At 46.7% G+C, this 19,665-nt stretch carries 20 protein-coding genes and 1 riboswitch; of the genes, 13 read left to right on the forward strand and 7 right to left on the reverse strand.

The features are described from left to right. Positions 1–53: 53 nt before the first annotated feature. The gene (locus MCG98_RS07020) at positions 54–308 is read right to left on the reverse strand and encodes a YlmC/YmxH family sporulation protein (RefSeq protein WP_240301330.1); all 255 of its coding nucleotides are present in this window, start codon (positions 306–308) and stop codon (positions 54–56) included. A gap of 149 nt (positions 309–457) precedes the next feature. Here MCG98_RS07020 and asnB point away from each other — a divergent pair, with 149 nt between their 5' ends. The 7 genes from asnB to MCG98_RS07055 all read left to right on the forward strand — a co-directional run bounded on the left by asnB (position 458) and on the right by MCG98_RS07055 (position 7,995). Further along, complete coding sequence (asnB, locus tag MCG98_RS07025) at positions 458–2,290, forward strand: asparagine synthase (glutamine-hydrolyzing) (protein WP_240301332.1); 1,833 nt, start codon at positions 458–460, stop codon at positions 2,288–2,290. Positions 2,291–2,393: 103 nt separating this feature from the next. Further along, positions 2,394–3,170 (forward strand): RNA polymerase sporulation sigma factor SigG, encoded by a 777-nt coding sequence (gene sigG / locus MCG98_RS07030; RefSeq protein WP_028529770.1) that lies wholly within the window; start codon positions 2,394–2,396, stop codon positions 3,168–3,170. A 72-nt stretch (positions 3,171–3,242) separates the two neighbouring features. Next, positions 3,243–3,692, forward strand: a complete 450-nt coding sequence (gene nrdR, locus MCG98_RS07035; RefSeq protein ID WP_028529771.1) for a transcriptional regulator NrdR — start codon at positions 3,243–3,245, stop codon at positions 3,690–3,692. Positions 3,693–3,788: 96 nt separating this feature from the next. After that, positions 3,789–4,859, forward strand: coding sequence for an ABC transporter substrate-binding protein (locus MCG98_RS07040; protein WP_240301334.1), 1,071 nt, complete (start codon positions 3,789–3,791; stop codon positions 4,857–4,859). A gap of 196 nt (positions 4,860–5,055) precedes the next feature. Then, entirely contained in the window at positions 5,056–5,970 is a 915-nt protein-coding gene (locus tag MCG98_RS07045; protein WP_240301336.1) for an ABC transporter permease, read from the forward strand. A 2-nt stretch (positions 5,971–5,972) separates the two neighbouring features. After that, on the forward strand, positions 5,973–6,767 hold the full coding sequence (locus MCG98_RS07050; RefSeq protein WP_240301338.1) for an ABC transporter ATP-binding protein: 795 nt from the start codon (positions 5,973–5,975) through the stop codon (positions 6,765–6,767). A gap of 13 nt (positions 6,768–6,780) precedes the next feature. Next, entirely contained in the window at positions 6,781–7,995 is a 1,215-nt protein-coding gene (locus MCG98_RS07055) for an aminotransferase class I/II-fold pyridoxal phosphate-dependent enzyme (protein WP_240301339.1), read from the forward strand. 89 nt (positions 7,996–8,084) lie between these two features. Here the strand turns inward: MCG98_RS07055 and MCG98_RS07060 are convergent, their stop codons facing one another. From MCG98_RS07060 to MCG98_RS07075, 4 genes are read right to left on the reverse strand one after another with little or no spacing between them, the layout of a single operon-like run. Then, positions 8,085–8,510, reverse strand: a complete 426-nt coding sequence (locus tag MCG98_RS07060) for an Rrf2 family transcriptional regulator (protein ID WP_240301340.1) — start codon at positions 8,508–8,510, stop codon at positions 8,085–8,087. After that, on the reverse strand, positions 8,507–9,385 hold the full coding sequence (locus MCG98_RS07065) for a 4Fe-4S binding protein (protein WP_240301341.1): 879 nt from the start codon (positions 9,383–9,385) through the stop codon (positions 8,507–8,509). The genes MCG98_RS07060 and MCG98_RS07065 overlap by 4 nt, the downstream gene beginning before the upstream one ends. Next, the gene (locus tag MCG98_RS07070) at positions 9,378–9,524 is read right to left on the reverse strand and encodes a CD1871A family CXXC motif-containing protein (RefSeq protein WP_240301342.1); all 147 of its coding nucleotides are present in this window, start codon (positions 9,522–9,524) and stop codon (positions 9,378–9,380) included. Before MCG98_RS07070 ends, MCG98_RS07065 begins: the two co-directional genes overlap by 8 nt. Continuing rightward, positions 9,517–10,440, reverse strand: coding sequence for a rhodanese-like domain-containing protein (locus tag MCG98_RS07075; protein WP_240301343.1), 924 nt, complete (start codon positions 10,438–10,440; stop codon positions 9,517–9,519). The genes MCG98_RS07070 and MCG98_RS07075 overlap by 8 nt, the downstream gene beginning before the upstream one ends. A gap of 189 nt (positions 10,441–10,629) precedes the next feature. On the opposite strand from MCG98_RS07075, the gene MCG98_RS07080 reads away from it, so the two are divergent. Both MCG98_RS07080 and MCG98_RS07085 read left to right on the forward strand, forming a co-directional pair. Continuing rightward, positions 10,630–11,013 (forward strand): DUF134 domain-containing protein, encoded by a 384-nt coding sequence (locus tag MCG98_RS07080; RefSeq protein ID WP_240301344.1) that lies wholly within the window; start codon positions 10,630–10,632, stop codon positions 11,011–11,013. Further along, on the forward strand, positions 10,991–11,365 hold the full coding sequence (locus tag MCG98_RS07085; RefSeq protein ID WP_240301345.1) for a NifB/NifX family molybdenum-iron cluster-binding protein: 375 nt from the start codon (positions 10,991–10,993) through the stop codon (positions 11,363–11,365). The genes MCG98_RS07080 and MCG98_RS07085 overlap by 23 nt, the downstream gene beginning before the upstream one ends. Before the next feature lie 79 nt (positions 11,366–11,444). Here the strand turns inward: MCG98_RS07085 and MCG98_RS07090 are convergent, their stop codons facing one another. Together MCG98_RS07090 and MCG98_RS07095 are read right to left on the reverse strand one after the other, a co-directional pair. Further along, positions 11,445–11,729 carry a metalloregulator ArsR/SmtB family transcription factor gene (locus MCG98_RS07090; RefSeq protein WP_240303391.1) on the reverse strand — a complete coding sequence of 95 codons (285 nt, stop codon included), beginning with the start codon at positions 11,727–11,729 and terminating at the stop codon, positions 11,445–11,447. 186 nt (positions 11,730–11,915) lie between these two features. Further along, a complete protein-coding gene (locus MCG98_RS07095; protein ID WP_240301346.1) occupies positions 11,916–14,522 on the reverse strand; it encodes a heavy metal translocating P-type ATPase in 2,607 nt (868 codons plus the stop codon). 257 nt (positions 14,523–14,779) lie between these two features. Then, a riboswitch (cobalamin riboswitch) is annotated at positions 14,780–14,963 on the forward strand. Positions 14,964–15,262: 299 nt separating this feature from the next. Here MCG98_RS07095 and MCG98_RS07100 point away from each other — a divergent pair. The 4 genes from MCG98_RS07100 to MCG98_RS07115 all read left to right on the forward strand — a co-directional run bounded on the left by MCG98_RS07100 (position 15,263) and on the right by MCG98_RS07115 (position 19,655). Further along, entirely contained in the window at positions 15,263–16,177 is a 915-nt protein-coding gene (locus MCG98_RS07100; RefSeq protein WP_240301347.1) for a LysR family transcriptional regulator, read from the forward strand. Positions 16,178–16,216: 39 nt separating this feature from the next. Next, positions 16,217–17,155 (forward strand): nickel ABC transporter permease, encoded by a 939-nt coding sequence (gene nikB, locus MCG98_RS07105; protein ID WP_240301348.1) that lies wholly within the window; start codon positions 16,217–16,219, stop codon positions 17,153–17,155. 1 nt (position 17,156) lies between these two features. Then, positions 17,157–17,981, forward strand: coding sequence for a nickel transporter permease (gene nikC / locus MCG98_RS07110; protein ID WP_240301349.1), 825 nt, complete (start codon positions 17,157–17,159; stop codon positions 17,979–17,981). A 72-nt stretch (positions 17,982–18,053) separates the two neighbouring features. Further along, a complete protein-coding gene (locus MCG98_RS07115; protein WP_240301350.1) occupies positions 18,054–19,655 on the forward strand; it encodes an ABC transporter substrate-binding protein in 1,602 nt (533 codons plus the stop codon). Positions 19,656–19,665 lie beyond the last annotated feature (10 nt).

Below are 19,665 nucleotides of genomic sequence, written 5' to 3' on the forward strand. Positions count from 1 at the left end.
CTGCATTATGATAATCACAGGATTCGCAGGAAGGAAATTCAGCCGCGGCACGGTTAAAACCTCTTCAGACATACATCCTCGCGGATTTCAACAAGAATAATATCATCTCCGATTTGTTTAATGCACTCCCATGGAATCACATATTCGCAGTCCCGGCCCATGAGCCCCCACAGCTTGCCGGGACCGGGGATGATCAATGCGGTAATACGGCCGCTTTTACATTCAAATTCCAGGTCGACCGGGCAGCCGAGGCTTTTACAGTTGCAGATATTGATAACTTCTTTTTGTCGCAGTTCAAAAAGGCGCAAAGCGACCACCTCAATGCCGTTTTTATAGTATATGTAATTTTAATAGAAAAAGTTTATAATTCTTAAGATAATTTCTATATTGTTTAAAGGGCAGAATTGTTATAATAAAAACAGTGTGTTTAAAAGTACGTATGAAAAGGGAGAAAGTAATGTGTGGAATAACCGGATTTCTTTCCGAGGGGAAGTATGAAAAAAACGAAACTGCTTTAAAAAAAATGAACAGCAGAATCATTACAAGAGGTCCTGATGATGACGGGTATTACGTTGATGAGGAGATCGCTCTTGCCATGCGCCGGCTTTCCATCATAGGACTTGACAACGGCAGACAGCCAATGTGGAATGAAGACGAAACACTTGTCCTGGTCTACAATGGTGAGATCTACAATTATCTGCAGCAGAAGGAAGAACTGCAGCGGAAAGGACATGTATTCACAACAGATGCCGATACGGAAGTGATTCTTCACGGATATGAAGAATATGGTGTTGATGTTTTGAAAAAGCTCCGGGGGATGTTCGCCTTTGCACTGTGGAATACAGTATCCAAGACCCTGTTTATCGCACGGGATCCATTCGGCATCAAGCCGCTGTTTTACTGCACACAGAATAATGGATTCTGTTTTGGATCGGAGATCAAGGCACTGCTTGCGCACCCTGATGTGAGAAAAGAGCTGAATGAAAATGTACTTCCGGGTTATTTGTCTTTTCAGTATAATCCGCTTGAAGAAACATTTTATAAAGGTATCTACCAGCTTCTGCCGGGACATTATATGATGATCGAAAACGGAAAGATGCAGATTCACCGTTACTGGAGAGCCAGATTTAACGCTGAAGAGACTATGCGCAGAGAGGAAGCAGAGGAACGCCTGGAGGAGGCACTTCTGAATTCTGTTGAAGCTCATAAGCTCAGTGATGTCGAGGTTGGTTCCTTCTTGTCAGGAGGCATAGACTCTTCTTTTCTGGCTGTAGCAGGAAAGATGGAAAAGACATACAGTATCGGATTTGAGGAAGCCGAATATGACGAGACAAAAAAAGCTGAGGAACTGAGCCGGGTCAACGGGATGACAAATCATTCCAGACTCATTACCCGAGAAGAGTATTGGGAGGCGGTTCCCTGGGTTTTGAAGGCGCTGGATGAGCCGGTGGCAGATCCGTCTATCATACCACTTTACTATCTCTGTGAACTGGCGGCAAGGGATGTTAAAGTCGTTTATTCCGGGGAGGGGGCAGATGAACTGTTCGGGGGGTATAACATCTACCAGTCTGCACTGGCGCTGGAACCATTTGTGCGTATCGTGCCGGCAAAGATACGGCGCCGCCTGCGGCAAATGATGGAGTGTCTGCCGTTTTCATTTAAAGGCAGGGAATATCTGATCAGGGCCGGACAGAGCGTGGAGGAACGCTTTATAGGAAATGCCTATATATTCAAAAACCAGGAAGTTAAAGAACTGCTGAAGAACAAAGAACTGGTCACATATACGGAACAGGATGTTGCAGCGGCATATTATGCCGAAACAGAAGGCCTTGATGACATAACCAGGATGCAGTATATAGACATTAACTTCTGGATGCGCGGCGATATCCTGAGAAAATCGGACCATATCAGTATGGCACATGGACTCGAAGTAAGAGTTCCCTATCTGGATGAGGAAGTCGCGAAAGCAGCATTTTCCGTTCCTGTAAGGCATAGAGTTACGCGTAAACAGACGAAATCATTTTTCCGCAGTGTTTCCGGCGGATATCTCCCGCAGGAGACATCCAAAAGGCGGAAACTGGGATTTCCGGTCCCTCTTCGAAAGTGGCTGATGCAGGAACCGTATCAGGGAATCGTGAGAGCGGAATTTGAGAGCGAAACCGCAGAGAAATTTTTTGAAAAAGACAGACTGACAGTATTGCTGGACCAACACAAAAACGGGAAAAGGGATAACAGCAGAAAAATCTGGACAGTATACCTTTTTTTACTTTGGTACAGGGAAAATTTTTGATTGTCAAGGGCTAAAACTTTGTAAAATTTCAGCCGGATGCGCATAGCAAAGCGCCATAATGAGAACCATTTTACTAGAAAAAACTTCTAGGAGGATTCTTGTTATGGCGCTTAATAAAGTTGAGATATGCGGAGTCAACACATCAAAATTACCGATACTTAGCAATGAAGAAAAAGAAGAATTATTCCGAAAGATCAAACAGGGGGATAAAGAGGCCAGGGAAAAATATATAAAAGGAAATTTGCGTCTCGTCTTAAGCGTGATCAAACGTTTTTCCAACAGTAATGAGGCTGCCGATGATCTGTTCCAGATCGGCTGTATCGGACTGATCAAGGCGATCGATAACTTTGATACGACATTAAACGTCAAATTCAGTACGTATGCCGTGCCGATGATCATTGGAGAAATCCGGCGTTATCTGAGGGATAACAACAGTATTCGTGTGAGCCGCTCTCTGAGAGATATTGCATATAAAGCTATTTTCGCCAAAGAAAACTACGTAAAGCAGAATCTGCGTGAACCGACCATAGCAGAGATTGCCGAGGAGGTAGGAATCCAGAAAGAAGATATCGTATATGCGCTGGATGCGATCCAGAGTCCTATGAGTCTGTACGAACCGGTATATACTGAAGGCGGAGATACGCTGTATGTGATGGACCAGATCAGCGATAAAAAGAACAAAGAAGAAAACTGGATTGAGGATCTGTCTCTTCAGGAAGCGATGAACAGACTGAATGAACGGGAAAAACATATTATTCAGCTTCGGTTTTTTGAAGGAAAGACTCAGATGGAGGTGGCAACTGAGATAGGAATCTCTCAGGCACAGGTATCACGCCTGGAAAAGAGCGCACTGCGAAGTATGAAAAATTATCTGTCATAATTTGCAAAGAGAGAAGAAAAATGTTATGATATTCACAGTTGTGTGATGGGAGAGCGAAAAAGGGGGAAGAGCATGAGATGTCCATTTTGTAACCAGGATAACACCAGGGTTGTTGATTCAAGGCCAGTGGAAGACAGTAATGCAATTCGCAGACGCCGGATGTGTGATGAGTGCGGAAAGCGTTTCACCACATATGAAAAGGTTGAGACCATTCCGCTGATTGTGATTAAGAAAGATCAGAACAGGGAGCAGTATGACCGCGCAAAGATTGAGGCCGGTGTACTTCGGGCATGCCATAAACGTCCGATTTCGGCAGAAAGAATAACGGACCTTATAGATTCAGTCGAGACTGAGATTTTTAATATGGAGGAACGCGAGATCCCCAGTTCCGTGATCGGAGAAATTGTGATGGATAAACTCAAGGACCTGGAGGCGGTTGCGTACGTGCGTTTTGCATCCGTTTATCGCGAGTTTAAAGATGTAAATACGTTTATGGATGAACTCAAAAAGATTTTGAAATAGATTGCCCTTTCCGTCAGAGTATGTTATAATTCAAGCGTTATTGATTGGCACTTTAGCGAGTCAAAGCGCCAAAGAAAATGAGGAAAGAGGGATCATATGAAAAACAAGACAGTGAAAAGAATTCTGGCTGTTGGTCTGTCTGCAATGCTGGCGGCAGCAATGTTCGCAGGATGCGGATCTAAGAGCAACGATGAGAGCAAGTCTGCAGATGAGTCAGCCGAAACTACGCCTACGGCAGAAGCAGCAGATGACGCAGCTGAAGAAGAAAATAAAGAGACAGGGGACGGCACTGTATATAAGATCGGTGTCATCCAATATGTACAGCATGATGCGCTGGATGCATCCAACAAAGGTTTTTTTGCGGCACTTGATGAAATGGGAATCCAGTATGAGGCGGATCAGCAAAATGCAGCGGGAGAGGCTTCATCCTGCCAGACAATTGCACAGACACTGGTGAATAATGGAAGTGACCTGATCTTTGCCATCGCAACTCCGGCAGCACAGGCTGTTGCAGGCGTAACATCTGATATTCCGGTAGTTCTGACAGCTGTTACAGATCCTGCAGAATCCGGACTTGTTGAATCCAACGATGCTCCGGGCGGGAATGTAACCGGCACATCTGACCTGACTCCGGTTAAAGAACAGATTGATCTGATGAAACAGATTCTTCCTGATGTGAAAAAAGTTGGTGTTCTGTACTGCTCCGCTGAGTCAAACTCTGCGATTCAGGCGCAGATGGCTAAAGATGCATGTGCAGAGCTGGGGATCGAGTGCGAAGATTACACGGTGTCCTCATCAAATGAAATCCAGTCCGTTGTAGAATCATCCATCGGAAAAGTAGATGCTCTGTACGCTCCTACGGATAATGTTATTGCAGCAGGTATGGCAACGGTAGCGATGATTGCTAACGATAATAAGATGCCGGTAATCTGCGGTGAGGGCGGAATGGTGACAGAAGGCGGTCTGGCTACTTACGGAATTGACTATTATCAGTTGGGTTACATGGCAGGACAGCAGGCAGCAGAGATTCTTGTGGATGGAAAGAGCCCTGCAGAAATACCGATTGGTTATCTGGACGCATCAAAATGTGAACTGCAGGTTAATGATGAGACAGCGCAGGCACTGGGACTTGACTTATCTGCACTGGATACAGGGAGCGAAGAGTAAGAAACAGGCGCAGCAAATGTATCGAAAGTGGAAAACAACTGGACCAAGGGAGCCATCTTCGGCTCCCTTGGTATTTCTGTTCTTTAAGATTATTCAACTCTGAAAAGATTTTGACGAAAGAATAATGAGAAGCATTGTGTTTTCGTGAAAGTATTTTCTTAAAAAAGGTACCACGTACACGTAGGAGGATAAAAATATGAGTGGTTTTTTTGTTTCAATGCAGGGAGCGGTATCACAGGGAATTCTCTGGGGGATTATGGTACTGGGAGTTTATATCACCTTCAAAATTCTGGATATCGCAGATTTAACAGTTGATGGAAGCTTTGCGCTCGGGGGATGCGTATGCGCCACATTGATCGTTGCACATGGCTGGAATCCGGTGGCAGCGCTTCTGGTATCGCTGGTGGCGGGTGTGATCGCAGGGGGTGTGACAGGGTTTCTGCATACGGTATTTGAGATACCGGCAATTCTGGCGGGAATCCTGACGCAGATTGCCCTGTGGTCTATAAACCTCAGGATCATGGGTGGAAAGAGCAATATTCCGCTGCTCAAATCAGATACTGTGTTTTCATGGATGGTGGAGGCGACAGGGCTTTCACAGACTCATGCCAGTATGATACTCGGGGCAGTGATCGCGGTATTGTGTATTGCTCTTTTATACTGGTTTTTCGGAACGGAGCTGGGAGCGTCTCTCCGTGCCACAGGAAACAATGAGGATATGATCAGGGCGCTGGGTGTCAACATCAAAAAGACAAAAATGCTGGCTCTGATGATCAGCAACGGTCTGGTTGGCCTTTCAGGAGGTCTGGTCTGTCAGAGTCAGAAATACGGTGATATCAACAATGGCACGGGTGCCATTGTGATCGGTCTTGCAGCAATAGTTATCGGTGACGTACTGATGGGACGGCTCCGCTCTTTTGGAAGCAAGCTGACTTCGGCCATTGTAGGTTCGGTTGTCTATTTCCTGATTCGTGCGATTGTATTGCAGCTTGGCATGAGTGCAAATGATATGAAACTGCTTTCAGCGATCATAGTTGCGCTTGCACTGTGTATACCGGTGGCAATCGAGAAACTGCGGATCAGAAAATCCTATTCTGAAGGGGGAAAATAGACATGTTAAAACTAATGAATGTACAGAAGACGTTCAATAAAGGGACGATCAATGAAAAGAAAGCGCTGACAGGCATTGACCTTCATCTGAGGCAGGGGGATTTTGTGACGATCATCGGCGGAAATGGTGCCGGCAAATCAACGATGCTGAACATGATAGCGGGAGTGTATCCGATCGATTCCGGGAAAATCATTCTGGACGGTGAGAATATTTCAAGAAAGCCGGAGTATGCAAGAGCAAAATTTCTCGGACGGGTATTTCAGGATCCCATGAAAGGCACGGCTGCACAGATGGAGATTCAGGAGAATCTGGCACTGGCATACCGAAGAGGCCAGCGGAGGACGCTGCGGTGGGGAATCACCAGGGCGGAAAAAGCGCGGTACCATGAGGAATTAAAAACTCTGGGTCTGGGTCTGGAGGACCGTATGACTTCGAAGGTGGGTCTGCTTTCCGGAGGCCAGCGGCAGGCGCTGACGCTTTTGATGGCGGCACTGCAGCAGCCGAAGCTGTTACTGCTGGATGAGCATACGGCGGCACTCGATCCTAAGACGGCAGCCAAGGTGCTGGAACTGACAGAGAGCATAATATCGGAACAGAAGCTGACTGCGATGATGGTCACACATAATATGAAGGATGCGATCCGTATGGGCAATCGTCTGGTCATGATGCATGAGGGCAGGATTATCTATGATGTGGACGGCGAAGAAAAGAAAAAGCTGAAGGTGGAAGATCTGCTTAAGAAATTTGAACAGGCCAGCGGCGGAGAATTTGCGAATGACCGTATGATGCTGGCATAGGGAGTAAAGGACGATGAGAACATTTGATAAATCGGCGAAGCTGGACAATGTTTTGTACGATGTCAGGGGACCTGTCGTGGAAGAGGCCGGACGGATGGAAGAAGCCGGGCTTGAGATCCTGAAGCTGAACATCGGAAATCCGGCGCCGTTTGGCTTTTCGGCACCGGAAGAAGTGATCCTTGATATCCGTCAGTCAGTGCGTGACAGTCAGGGATATTCTGATTCAAGAGGGATTTTTGCGGCCAGAAAAGCAATCATGCAGTACTGCCAGCTGAAAAGGATCCCGAATGTTGGAATGAATGATATTTATACCGGGAATGGTGTGAGTGAACTGATTACACTCTGCATGCAGGCCCTGCTCAATGACGGGGACGAGATCCTGATACCTGCGCCGGATTATCCTCTTTGGACTGCGACAGCAAATCTCTCCGGCGGAAAAGCGGTTCATTACATCTGTGATGAGCAGTCTGACTGGAATCCGGATATCAACGATATACGGGATAAGATCACAGAGAAAACAAAGGCCATTGTAATCATCAATCCGAATAACCCGACAGGAGCGCTTTATCCCAGAGATGTCCTGCAGGACATCGTGGATATTGCCCGTGAACATGAGCTGATTATCTTTTCGGATGAAATCTATGACAGACTGGTGATGGATGGAGAGGAGCATATATCAATCGCTTCTCTTGCGCCCGATCTGTTCTGCGTAACGTTTTCCGGACTCTCCAAATCCCATATGATCGCGGGATTCAGGATTGGCTGGATGGTGTTGAGCGGCAGTAAATCTCATGTGCGAGGATATATAGAGGGGCTGAATATGCTCTCCAATATGCGTCTGTGCTCCAATGTGCCTGCTCAGACAATTGTGCAGACTGCACTCGGGGGGTATCAGAGCGTTGAGGAATATATTGTGCCGGGCGGAAGGATTTATGAACAGCGCAACTACATTTATGAAGCGCTGAATGATATACCGGGAATCACAGCGGTGAAACCGAAGGGCGGATTTTATATCTTCCCGAAGATCGATACAAATAAGTTTAATATTAAGGATGATGAACAGTTTGTGCTGGATTTCCTTCGCAGCAAACGAGTACTGCTTGTACACGGCGGCGGATTTAACTGGAAGAAGCCGGACCATTTCCGGATTGTATATCTGCCGGCTGTGGAAATACTGGAAAAATCCATGAAAAAGATGCGGGATTTCCTTGAGAATTATCATCAATAGGCAGAAAAAAGGTGCGGTTCCATAACTGGTTAAACGATGTGACCTAAAGTTATGGAACCGCACCTTTTTTCAAACGACAGGGTGGCAGATCATGTTGAGCTGCGGGGGTGAAAAATCTGGTCATCGATATCCTGGATTGTGATATGAGCCAGGTGTGACAGGCAGAGCTCATTTAATTCCCCGTAAATACCGTCCATGATCCCGGCCATGCCGGAGGCCACCAGGCATTCCTTATCCACACTTCCTGTTTTCCAGGAAGCTTTGATCAGCGGTATTCGCAGTGCATCGCTGATCTGGGCGAGCGTCAGCTGTTCTGCCGGTATCGTCATATAGTAACCGCCCTTTACCCCCTCCCTGGTTCCCACCAGGCCGGCAGATTTCAGGGGAGCCATCACCTTTCGCACACGGGCCGGATTGGTACAGACATTGTCTGCCAGTGCGTCGCTGGACAACGTTTCTCCCTTGTGGTTTAAAAATACGAGTGCATGCACTGCGATAGCAAATTCACTTGTCATTTCCCCGTTACATCCTTTCGTTTTTTCCATGTTGAGTCTACAGCACCAAAGCTGCAGCTGCGGATACAGTCGCCGCAGCGGATACACTCCCGGCTGTTGGGCGTTTTCCACACCTGGATGCCCATTTTACAGACTTTTTCACATTTTCCGCAATGTGTACATTTTTCTGCATCCACACGATAGCGGTACAGGGCTATGGGATGAAAAAGTCCATACACTGCGCCAAGAGGGCAGAGATATTTACAGAATGGACGGTAGACCATAAGGGATAGCAGCACAATAATTGCCAGGATCAGTCCCTTCCATGCAAATAAAAACCCGGCTGCCCCCCGGAGCGCTTCATTTCCGAACATCAGTGGAATACCGGCCATAAATGTTCCGCTGGGACATATGTACTGACAGAACCACGGGGCTCCCTGCCCGGTTATATCCAGTGCCAGCAGAGGGAGCAGTATCACAAATATGAGAAGTATCAGGTACTTCATCCATACAAGGACTCTGTGACCGGGAAGGTTTTTCCATTTTCGAACAAATGGGATTTTATAGAGAAGGTCCTGGAACAGCCCAAAAGGGCACAGCCAGCCACAGACAAACCTTCCAAGCAGTGAACCAACGAGAACCAGAAATCCGAAAATATAAAAGGAAAATTTATAATTTCTGCTGCCCAGCACTGCCTGGAGTGATCCGATCGGACAGGAACCAAGAGCACCGGGACAGGAGTAGCAGTTGAGACCGGGGACACACAGGGATTTTGTCGGTCCGGTAAAAATCCTTCCTTCAACAAAGCCCCATACATATCCGTTTGTAAGTGCGGTGAAGGCAGCCTGTACCCACAGCCGTATTCTTGAATCTTTTCTTTTTGTTTGTTTATCCAATTCCTATACACTCCAGACATACATTGACTGCCTTCATAAAGACCGTATCAGCTTCGCCTCTCAGAACACCCAGGGTGATCCAGAAAACAGCGGTCAGCAGCAGCAATCTTCTCATCCATTTTTTCTTCGTTTCACTCATTGACCTGCTCCAGTAATTCTTCCACGATTTTTGCCCATTCGTCTTTCGTCTTACCGCCTACATAAGTTTCCCCCAGCTGGGTGCCGTTCTGGTCCAGAAATATCGTTGTCGGTATATACTGGATCTCTGAGAGGACTCCCAGCCTCAGATCGTCTGATGCGATAATTTGAGTATAATCGGTCCCGGCTGATTTTGCAATCGTTAATGCGGCATCGTTTTCAGGCTCATCGACATCTGTGATAACGCCTAAGATCTGTAATCCCCGGTCACGGTACTCACCGTCTAATTCTGTGAGGTATGGCATATGCTGAATACACGCTCCGCAGTAGGTGGCCCAGAAATTTACCATGGTCAGACTTGCATCGCCAAAGATGTTCTGCGTCACCGGATCGCCTTCCAGCGTCATGGTTTCAAATGAACCAAACGGGCCATCCGCATGAGCATCGGTTTTTTGCGGTTCTGCAGCCTCTTTTCTTTGTTCATCAGCTGTTCCGCTTTCGGTATCATAGGGCCAGTCGATGATTCCTCCGAAATCATAGATTCTGGTATAACCGGCTGCGGTCATTTTATTTGCAGCCTGAGCACTTCGGTTTCCGCTTCGGCAGTAAATAAGGATCTCCTGGTCCAGTGATGGAAGATCGGCAAGCGGTTCTTCTCCAATCTCTTCGTTTGGTATCAGTATAGCCCCGGGAATATGTTTTTCTTCATATTCTTCCTTTGTACGTACATCCAGAATCACGATATCATCGCCGGAATCCATGCGCTCCCTGGCTTCCTCGGCGGTGATTTTCTGGGGCGATGCGGTGTTCCTGGAAGTCCCTGTCTCATCCGTCTTCCCACCGGGCGAACAGGCAGTCAGGATACCGGCCAGAATCAGTAATCCGGTCAATGCGGCCGCTGTTTTTATTTGTCTCATAAATGTCCTCCTCTTAATCTGGAATTTTGCTGCTAACTGTATAAAATATGGTTTCAGTTATACTGTAATGATAAATGTTTCAGTTGAAAAAGTCAAGCGTTTTTTGAAAAAAAGTTATTGACATATGACATTAACCGGGATATAATAAAATTTGTAAGTGACATATGTCAACAACAGGAGGACAGCAAAATGCCAAGGCCGTGTAAACGCCGCCGAATCTGCGGGATGCCGCAGAACAGAAGATTTTTACCTTCAGACATAATACAGGAAAAGAAAGCAACTGTAATTATGGGGCTGGACGAGTATGAGACAATCAGGCTGATTGATTTTGAGGGAATGAATCAGGAAGAATGTGCACGCAGCATGGAAGTTGCCCGTACCACTGTGCAGGCAATCTATAACAGTGCGCGCCGAAAACTGGCGGAGTGTCTGGTTGAAGGGAAAGAGCTCTACGTGGACGGAGGTGATTACATCCTGTGTGAAGGAGAAAACAGAGGATGCGGCTGCGGGCATTGCCGAAGGCGACCGAATTTTAAAGGAGGAAAATGTGATGAAAATAGCAGTAACGTATGAAGAGGGAAAGGTTTTTCAGCATTTTGGACATACAGAAAAATTCAAGGTGTATGAGGCAGAGAATGGAAAAGTGGTATCTTCTGAAGTGGTAGACACCAACGGAAACGGCCATGGGGCACTTGCTGATTTTCTTGCAGAAAAAGCTGTGAAAGTTCTTATCTGCGGGGGGATCGGACAAGGTGCGAGGCAGGCGCTTGCGCAGGCAGGTATTGAATTGTACCCGGGTGTAAATGGTGAGGCGGATCAGGCGGTTCATGAATTTTTGAATGATAATCTTTCTTATGATCCTGATACGGTGTGCAGCCATCACGAACATCACGGTGAGTGTGCAGGCGGAAATTGCAGCCACTAGATATACCTTTAGGAGCCAGTATATGAATACGGCATAGGAGCCCTGGATATTCCGGGGCTTTTCATTTTTTTGGGTTTTATTATTCTTCTACATGGTCAAGTCCCTGGGCCAGAATTGTTGCCACATGGTCATCTGCAAGAGAATAGTAAACGGTTTTTCCTTCTCTGCGAAACTTTACGAGGGACATCTGTTTTAGTATACGAAGCTGGTGTGAGATCGCGCTCTGTGTCATATCCAGAACCTCGGCGATGTCACATACGCATAATTCCTGTTCCGAGAGTTTATACAATATTCGTATTCTGGTAGGATCACCAAATACTTTAAACAGATCTGCCAGCCGGTACAGGATATTTTCTGCGGGCATGGGGGTATTTTTCAGATTCTGGTGATGATGGGCCTCTGTGCAGACTTCAATCTTTTCTTTCGACATATGGTTTATATCTCCTTTAAGAAAACCGGGACTGCTGCAGATGTGATGCAGCAGTCCGGATTACTGTTGATTTATTGTTAGTTTAACTGATAAATCCAATTTGGTCAATGGCGTAAATGCCTATATACGTTTGTAAAGAATACGGATTGAGTTCAGGATACACAGAAAAGCTACTCCTGTATCTGCGAATACGGCCAGCCACATGGAGGCAAAACCACAGAGTCCCAACACCATCACGATTCCTTTGATGATCAGAGCAAAGATAACATTCTGCCAGGAAATCCGGCTGGTGGAACGGGCGATCTGTACAGACTGCGGGATTGCTTCCATGCCTGAAGTCATATATACAACATCTGCAGCTTCTATTGCCGCGTCGGCACCGCTTCCCATTGCGGCGCCTACATTGGCGCCGGCCAGTACCGGGGCGTCATTGATGCCGTCACCGACAAACATGACGCTGCCGTATTTGCTTCGCAGATCATTTAAGCGGTCGAGTTTATCCTGTGGGAGGAGCTTTGCATGAACTTCGTCGATTCCAGTCTGTTCTGCGACAGATTCTGCACTTTCCTGCGCATCGCCGGTCAGCATGATCGTAGTCAGACCCAGCTTTTTCAAAGCGGCGATGCTTGATTTGGCATCTTCTTTGATCGTATCTGAGATCATCAGATGTCCCGAGAAAATACCGTCAATGGCAACCAGTACTTCTGTTCCAAATGAGGACGGGTGGTAACTGCTGAGGTCAACGTGCTGCGCTTCCATAAGTTTACTGTTGCCGCAAAGAACCTCTTTGCCGTTAATTTTTGCTTTGATACCGTGACCGGCAATTTCCTGAAGGGCTTCCGGTTTGGAAAGAGTCAGATTTCTGGCTTTCGCAGCGTTTACAATGCTGACAGCGATCGGATGTGTAGACGACTGCTCGCAGCCTGCGGCCAGAGTCAGGAGCTCATCCCGGGTGATGAGACCAGAGGGGACCGTCTCCTGAACAACAAAATTGCCCTGAGTGATCGTGCCTGTCTTATCCATGATGACCGCACGAACTCCTTTTAATGCCTCGATCGAAATTCCGCCTTTAAACAGAATACCTTTTTTGGAACCGGCACCGATACCGGAAAAGAATGCCAGGGGAACGCTGAGGACCAGTGCACACGGGCAACTCATGACCAGAAAGGTAAGCGCCGTATAGATCCAGTGCTGCCAGTCGCCTGTGATCAGGGAAGGCAGTACAGCAGTTACAATGGCCAGGGCAACAACAAACGGTGTATAAATACGGGCAAAACGAGTGATAAAACGGTCGATTACGGGCTTGCTTGCTGCTGCATTCTCTACGGAATCCAGGATTCGTGTCACCATGGATTCGGATAATTCTTTTTCAACACGGATTTTCAGCTGACCGCTGGTATTGACGCATCCCGACAAGACAGAATCACCGATGCCGGTTTTGACGGGCACAGGTTCGCCTGTGATGGGGGAAGTGTCCAGCTGACTGTTTCCTTCGATGACAATTCCGTCAAGCGGAATTCGGTCTCCGGGCCGTACAAGCAGAATATCGCCGATCCTTGCTTCCTCAGAAGGAATGATCTGCACATCCTCATTGGAAACCAGATTAACGGTTTCAGGGCGGAGATCCACGGCATCCATAATCTGTGAACGGCTTTTTGCAACTGCCTTTTCTTCGAAGAATTCTCCTACACGGTAGAAGAGCATAACGCCAACTGCTTCGGGGTATTCACGGATGACAAAAGCCCCCAGTGTTGCGATACTCATTAAAAAGTTTTCATCAAATACCTGCCCCCGGGTAATATTTCTTAACGCTGTCCAGATGACCTTCCAGCCGAGGACAACATAAGCGACAACATAGACGGGGAGTGTGACTGCAGTTCCGAACCCCATGTGTTCCAGAATCTCACCGGCGATGAAAAGAACCGCTCCAATGATAATCTCTGTCAGGGCGCGAGTGCTCTCTGACATTCCCTTTTTTGCAGCAACCGCTTCGTGGCTGCGCACAGAGGTTTCTTTCTCGACAATTTCAATGCCATCTTCAATTGAATTGCAGATTTTCTTAATCTCAGGAATCAGACGCTGCGGCGATTTTGCTGTAAGTTTCAGCTGTTTAGTAGCAAAAGTAATGGTAGCGTTCTCCACATCGGCAATCTGATTGATTCTCTGCTCCATCTTGGCAGCGCAGTTGGCGCATCCTAGATTCTGTAAGATATATGTTTTTGTTTTGCTGCTGCCTGCAGAAGAAGTATCTTTCGGTATAACCCGCACTTCTGATTCAATAGAAGAGCAGATACTCTGGATCTGAGGGACCAATGCAGCCTGACTGTCTGCGGAAATGCGCAGCTGTTTTGTGGCAAAAGTAATGCTGGCTGCAAATACTCCGGGAAGCTCCTGGATTTTCTGCTCCATCTTAGCTGCACAGTTGGCACAGCCGAGATTTTCTAAAATATATACCCTTTTTTCGTGACCGTCATCCGGCAGTTCTACAGTATTGCTGCTGTGAGGGGTGTGCTCATGATGGTCATGCCCGCAGCCGCAGGCCTCATGATGGTGCTCCTGATGGTCATGGTGCTCATGCCCGCAGCCGCAGGCCTCATGTTGGTGCTCATGATGGTCATGGTGCTCATGCCCGCAGCCGCAGGCCTCATGTTGGTGCTCATGATGATCATGTCCGCAGCCGCAGGTTTCTTTGTGCTGATGTTCAGGCAAATCTTCCATACGTTTCATAACTTATCCTCTCCATTTCTATAAATAATCAAATGATAAAACATATGAATAACTGTTCATATGTTGATTATAAGTCGAATCCTTTGGAAAGTCAATATCATTTGTGAAAGTCTTTAAAAAAATTCTGCCGGATAGTCAAAAGGATCTGTATCTATCCTGAAAATCAACGGAATCCAGCGAGGGTGATAACAAAATGGAATGGGAAAAACAAAAAAAAAGAGAGAAAAATACAAAAAAGTGTGTTATAGTAATTTTGGTTTAAATAGAGTCATAAAAGTTCCTGTTTTAGGATTAATAGGGAAATTGGTGAAAATCCAATGCGATCCCGTCACTGTGAAAAAAGGGTCGACTTCATTACCACTGGATGATTATATAATATCCGGGAAGGGAAGTAGACAATGCTTTTAAGCCAGGAGACCTGCTTTTATGTGAAATGCAATACCTACGGTGTATAGGTGTGAGCGAAGCGAATGTAAATTGATTACGTCCTTATGCGCACTTATTGTGCGCATTTTTTTATTATATGGGATACTTTGTTCTACATATAACAAAGCGCTTTGCGGGAACATACTGCGGCGGAAAATTTTTTTCCGTTTCTTAACCCCTGAGGGGGGATCGCACTGCAGACACCGGGAGAAAGGTATATAATAACCTTCCTCCCTTAATTATTTTGTTTTTATCCTGAAGACAGTGTCAGTAAATTTAACATTGGTTAAAGAGTGTAAATAACAGGGGGATATATGGATATCAAGCAGTTGCAGTATTTTGTGACAAGTGTTGATCTGGGAAGTTTTCATGCAGCAGCCGAGGCACTGATCACCACACAACCGAATGTCAGCAAGGTTATGAAAGCACTGGAAGAGGAAATGGGGATGACACTGCTCGCCCGTAACAGAAGCGGGGTTACCCTGACGAAAGAAGGAGAGCAGGTCTACAGGTATGCTCTGAGCACGCTGAAGAATTTTGAAATGCTTAATGCTCTTAAAGGAGAAAAAGAAGAAAGTCTGATTGTATGCTGCACTCCAAGCAATAATCTGTCAACACTTCTTGCGGAATTTTACGGGCTGAAATCATATAGAAAACCACATCTGGATCTTCGGGAAGGTGATTTTGAGGATATAGTGGCATGGGTGCACAGGAGAAGTACAGAGCTGGGCTTTACTTATATATCCAGAAGAAACCAGCTGGTATTTGAGGGCAGGCTTAAAACAAAAGGACTGGGGTTTCATGAACTGGCGAGAACTTCTATTTATTTGTTCTGCAGCGAAAAAAATCCCCTGTTTGACAGACGCTATGTTTCAGAAAAGGATTTAGAGGCTGTAAAGCTGATTCAGAGAAGAGAAGAAATCCATTCCCTGTCCAACCATTTAGGAGTGTTGAACGGAGATGGTTTGAGCAGATCCGGCAGACAGGAGATTGCCTATACGAACAGTGATCATTTCCTTATACAGATGTTGAAAAATACTGATTACTGTTCGGTCGACAGCAGTTTTCTGAAAGATAAGTATAAAGAGTATCATATCAAGGCGATTCCTGTCAGAGGGAGTGAAAACAGTGTTTCGTTTGGATATATCAAACGAATCAAAGATTCTCTGACGGAGATAGCAGACGAATTTATCAGATATCTGGAAGAACAGATCAGAGAGGAGAGATAACATGATGACAAAAGACAACCTGCGGGAGGATAAGAGACTGTGAATAAGAAACAACTGGGAAGAAGATTGCTACAGATTTTAGTTGTGCTGTTTGGCATCAGTTTTTTTACGTTTGGACTGACGTATCTTTCCCCAGGAGATCCGGCCGAAATTATGCTGACGGAGTGTGGAAATGTGCCGACTCCGGAACTTCTTGAACAGACACGGGCAGAACTGGGACTGGATAAACCATTTCTTATTCAGTATGGAAACTGGCTGAAGGGAGTTTTGACCGGCGATATGGGTACTTCCTATTCGATGAAAGTCCCGGTCGTAGAGAAACTGACTTCCTGTTTCTGGCCTACTTTGGAACTGGCATTGGCTTCACTGGTCATCATGTTAGTTGTGTCTGTTCCTTTGGGGATTGTGTCGGCTGTATATCAGAATCGATGGCCGGATTATCTGGTTCGGGGGCTGACTTTCATGGGGGTTTCAATTCCGAGCTTCTGGGTGGGGCTGATTCTGCTGAGTGTTTTTGGCGTTACACTCCGATGGGTTACCGTATCCGGCGGCAGCACTGATTTTAAATCATTGATCCTTCCGGCGGTAACGCTGGCATTTTCCATGTCGGCAAAGTATACGCGGCAGGTACGCATTGCGGTATTGGAAGAGCTTCGCCAGGACTATGTAACAGGAGCTCGAATGAGAGGCATCAGGGAAAGTACGATTCTCTGGAAACATGTGCTGCCGAATTCCATGCTTCCGCTGGTTACGCTTCTGGGTATTTCTCTGGGTAGTCTGCTCGGGGGTACTGCGGTTGTCGAAATCATCTATAACTGGCCGGGATTGGGAAGTATGGCGGTCAAAGCAATCTCCTGCCGGGATTACCCACTGGTACAGGGATATGTGCTGTGGATTGCACTGTTATATATGGGGATCAATCTGCTTGTGGATCTTTCCTATAACCGCCTGGATCCCAGACTGAAGGAGGAAAGATAAAGTGAAGGTACTGAATTTTTTAAAATCGCATAAACAGTTTACGATATTCTCCATCCTGGCACTGATTATTGTAGGTGTGGCGGTACTGGCTCCGCTGATCTCACCGCATGATCCGTATCATGCGGTGATGTCCGATTCTTTAAAAGCTCCAGGCGGCACTTACATGTGCGGGACAGATAAGCTGGGAAGAGATGTATTGTCCAGGGTGATCTATGGAACAAGGTCATCGCTGACGATGACGCTGATCCTGGTGGCAGTGATTCTGGTGACGGGTACGGCTCTCGGCGTTATTGCCGGGTATTTTGGCGGTGCTGTCGATGCCGTTATCATGCGGCTGGCAGATATGATGATTTCCTTTCCCGGGCTGGTGCTGGCGATTGCAATAGCCGGTCTTCTTGGACCCAATATGGTAAATGCGGTGATCGCCATAGCAGCTGTGAGCTGGACGAAGTATGCGAGACTGGCGAGGAGCATGGTACTGAAGATTAAAAGTAATCTGTATATGGAAGCGGCTGTCGTAACCGGAACCAGTACAAAAAACATAATCTTAAAACATGTACTTCCGAATATGATTACGACGATGATTGTGACTGCCGCAACGGATATTGGTACGATGATGCTGGAACTGGCGGCGCTGTCTTTTCTGGGTTTTGGAGCTCAGGCACCGACCCCGGAATGGGGGCTGATGCTGAACGAGGGGAGAACTTACATAAGTAAGGCACCGTGGCTTATGATCTATCCCGGTATTGCAATTGTCATTGTGGTGGTCGTCTTTAATATGCTGGGCGACAGTATCCGGGATATCCTGGATCCAAAACAGGAATAGGGCAGATTCAAATCCGCACTGGCGGTTTAGAATAAGAATAAATGTTAAGTGAGAAAAGAGAGGAAAAAATCTATGTGTAAGTGGATGAAAAAAACAATAGGTCTGGCGCTTGTGTCTGTGATGAGCATATCACTGCTGGCAGGATGCCAGAAATCAGAGAGCACCGAAGAAGGAGCTGCAGAAAGTCAGGAGAACTCTGCACAGACTGCCGCGGGCGGGGAGGTTACCATCGGTGTGACAAGCTTTGCTGATACGCTGGAGCCGACGGAACAGTATTTCAGCTGGGTGGTTACGCGCTATGGGGTAGGAGAAACGCTGGCCAAATTTGATGAAGAAGGTGAAATCGTGCCGTGTCTGGCAGAAGAGTGGTCGGTGAGTGAAGATCAGCTCACCTGGACATTTAAGATCAGAGAGGGTGTAAAATTCTCCAATGGCAATGATATGACACCCGAGGCCGTTAAGGCTTCACTTGAGCGTACATTTGAATTGAGTGACAGGGCGGCTACGTTCTTCGATCCGGAATCTATTGAAGTTGACGGGCAGAATCTGCTGATAAAGACAAAGGACCCGGTAGCTGTAGTACCGGGAAGTCTTGCAGATCCGCTGTTTTTGATCGTAGATACTTCTGCTGACACCGATTCTTTTGCAATGAGCGGACCAATCTGTACGGGACCGTATGCCGTGGAGAGCTTCAGCCCGACAGATTCCTGTGTTGTCGTTAAAAATGAGTATTACTGGGACGGCGAAGTTCCGCTTGACAGAGTAACATTAAAATGTATTGATGATCAGACGACACGCTCCATGGCTCTGCAGACGGGGGAAATTGATATTGCATATAATCTGAAGACTGAGAATATCGCTGACTTTGAAGGAGATGACAATATCAAGATTCAGGAACTGCAGTCACTGCGTTCCACGTATGCATTTATGAATCAGAACGGTGTGCTGGGGGATATCAGGCTCCGCCAGGCGATCATCCGCGGCCTTGATAAAGAGACATACTGCAGTACGCTGCTCGAAGGCGGTTCGACTCCGGGAAAAGCGCCGGTTCCGCCTACACTGGACTTTGGATTTGATGAACTGAAAGATGAGAATGCATACGATCCGGAAGGAGCAAAAGCACTTCTTGAAGAAGCCGGGTATAAGGACATTGACGGTGACGGTTTTGTGGAGACACCGGAAGGTGAACCGCTGGACCTGAACTTTGTAATCTATACAAGCCGTGAAGAACTGAACGTTTATGCGCAGGCAGCACAGGCGAGTCTGAAAGATATCGGTATTAAAGTAACGCTGAATACGGTGAGCTATGAGACTCTGCTGGATATGAGGGATTCCGGGGATTTTGACATGCTGATCTGGAATGTACTGGTAGCAAATACGGGGGATCCTGAAAAATATCTGCGTGAGAACTGGTACAGCACATCCTCATCCAACCAGACTGGATATCATAACCCGGAAGTAGACAGCTTACTGGATCAGCTGGCGGCGGAATTCGATGAAAATGCAAGAAAGGATCTGACGGTTCAGATTCAGCAGCTGATCATGGACGACGCGCCTACGGTGTTCTTTGGATATGAGACGACGTATCTGTTTTCGAATAGCAGAGTTACCGGCGTTACCATGTATCCGATGGATTATTACTGGCTGACGAAGGATATCGCGCTGGCAGAATAAAGGAGCATAA

Origin of the sequence: Ruminococcus sp. OA3 (assembly GCF_022440845.1) — a bacterium.
Lineage (GTDB): Bacteria > Bacillota > Clostridia > Lachnospirales > Lachnospiraceae > Ruminococcus_G.

Excerpts from the sequence above, each read along its gene's own strand:
- nrdR (WP_028529771.1), top strand. The coding sequence starts at position 3,243 with ATGAGATGTCCATTTTGTAACCAGGATAACACCAGGGTTGTTGATTCA.
- MCG98_RS07075 (WP_240301343.1), bottom strand. The coding sequence starts at position 10,440 with ATGAGACAAATAAAAACAGCGGCCGCATTGACCGGATTACTGATTCTG.
- asnB (WP_240301332.1), top strand. The coding sequence starts at position 458 with ATGTGTGGAATAACCGGATTTCTTTCCGAGGGGAAGTATGAAAAAAAC.
- MCG98_RS07085 (WP_240301345.1), top strand. The coding sequence starts at position 10,991 with ATGAAAATAGCAGTAACGTATGAAGAGGGAAAGGTTTTTCAGCATTTT.
- MCG98_RS07045 (WP_240301336.1), top strand. The coding sequence starts at position 5,056 with ATGAGTGGTTTTTTTGTTTCAATGCAGGGAGCGGTATCACAGGGAATT.
- MCG98_RS07060 (WP_240301340.1), bottom strand. The coding sequence starts at position 8,510 with ATGACAAGTGAATTTGCTATCGCAGTGCATGCACTCGTATTTTTAAAC.
- MCG98_RS07090 (WP_240303391.1), bottom strand. The coding sequence starts at position 11,729 with ATGCCCGCAGAAAATATCCTGTACCGGCTGGCAGATCTGTTTAAAGTA.
- MCG98_RS07095 (WP_240301346.1), bottom strand. The coding sequence starts at position 14,522 with ATGAAACGTATGGAAGATTTGCCTGAACATCAGCACAAAGAAACCTGC.
- MCG98_RS07040 (WP_240301334.1), top strand. The coding sequence starts at position 3,789 with ATGAAAAACAAGACAGTGAAAAGAATTCTGGCTGTTGGTCTGTCTGCA.
- MCG98_RS07070 (WP_240301342.1), bottom strand. The coding sequence starts at position 9,524 with ATGAGTGAAACGAAGAAAAAATGGATGAGAAGATTGCTGCTGCTGACC.
- MCG98_RS07080 (WP_240301344.1), top strand. The coding sequence starts at position 10,630 with ATGCCAAGGCCGTGTAAACGCCGCCGAATCTGCGGGATGCCGCAGAAC.
- MCG98_RS07100 (WP_240301347.1), top strand. The coding sequence starts at position 15,263 with ATGGATATCAAGCAGTTGCAGTATTTTGTGACAAGTGTTGATCTGGGA.
- MCG98_RS07055 (WP_240301339.1), top strand. The coding sequence starts at position 6,781 with ATGAGAACATTTGATAAATCGGCGAAGCTGGACAATGTTTTGTACGAT.
- MCG98_RS07050 (WP_240301338.1), top strand. The coding sequence starts at position 5,973 with ATGTTAAAACTAATGAATGTACAGAAGACGTTCAATAAAGGGACGATC.
- MCG98_RS07115 (WP_240301350.1), top strand. The coding sequence starts at position 18,054 with ATGTGTAAGTGGATGAAAAAAACAATAGGTCTGGCGCTTGTGTCTGTG.
- sigG (WP_028529770.1), top strand. The coding sequence starts at position 2,394 with ATGGCGCTTAATAAAGTTGAGATATGCGGAGTCAACACATCAAAATTA.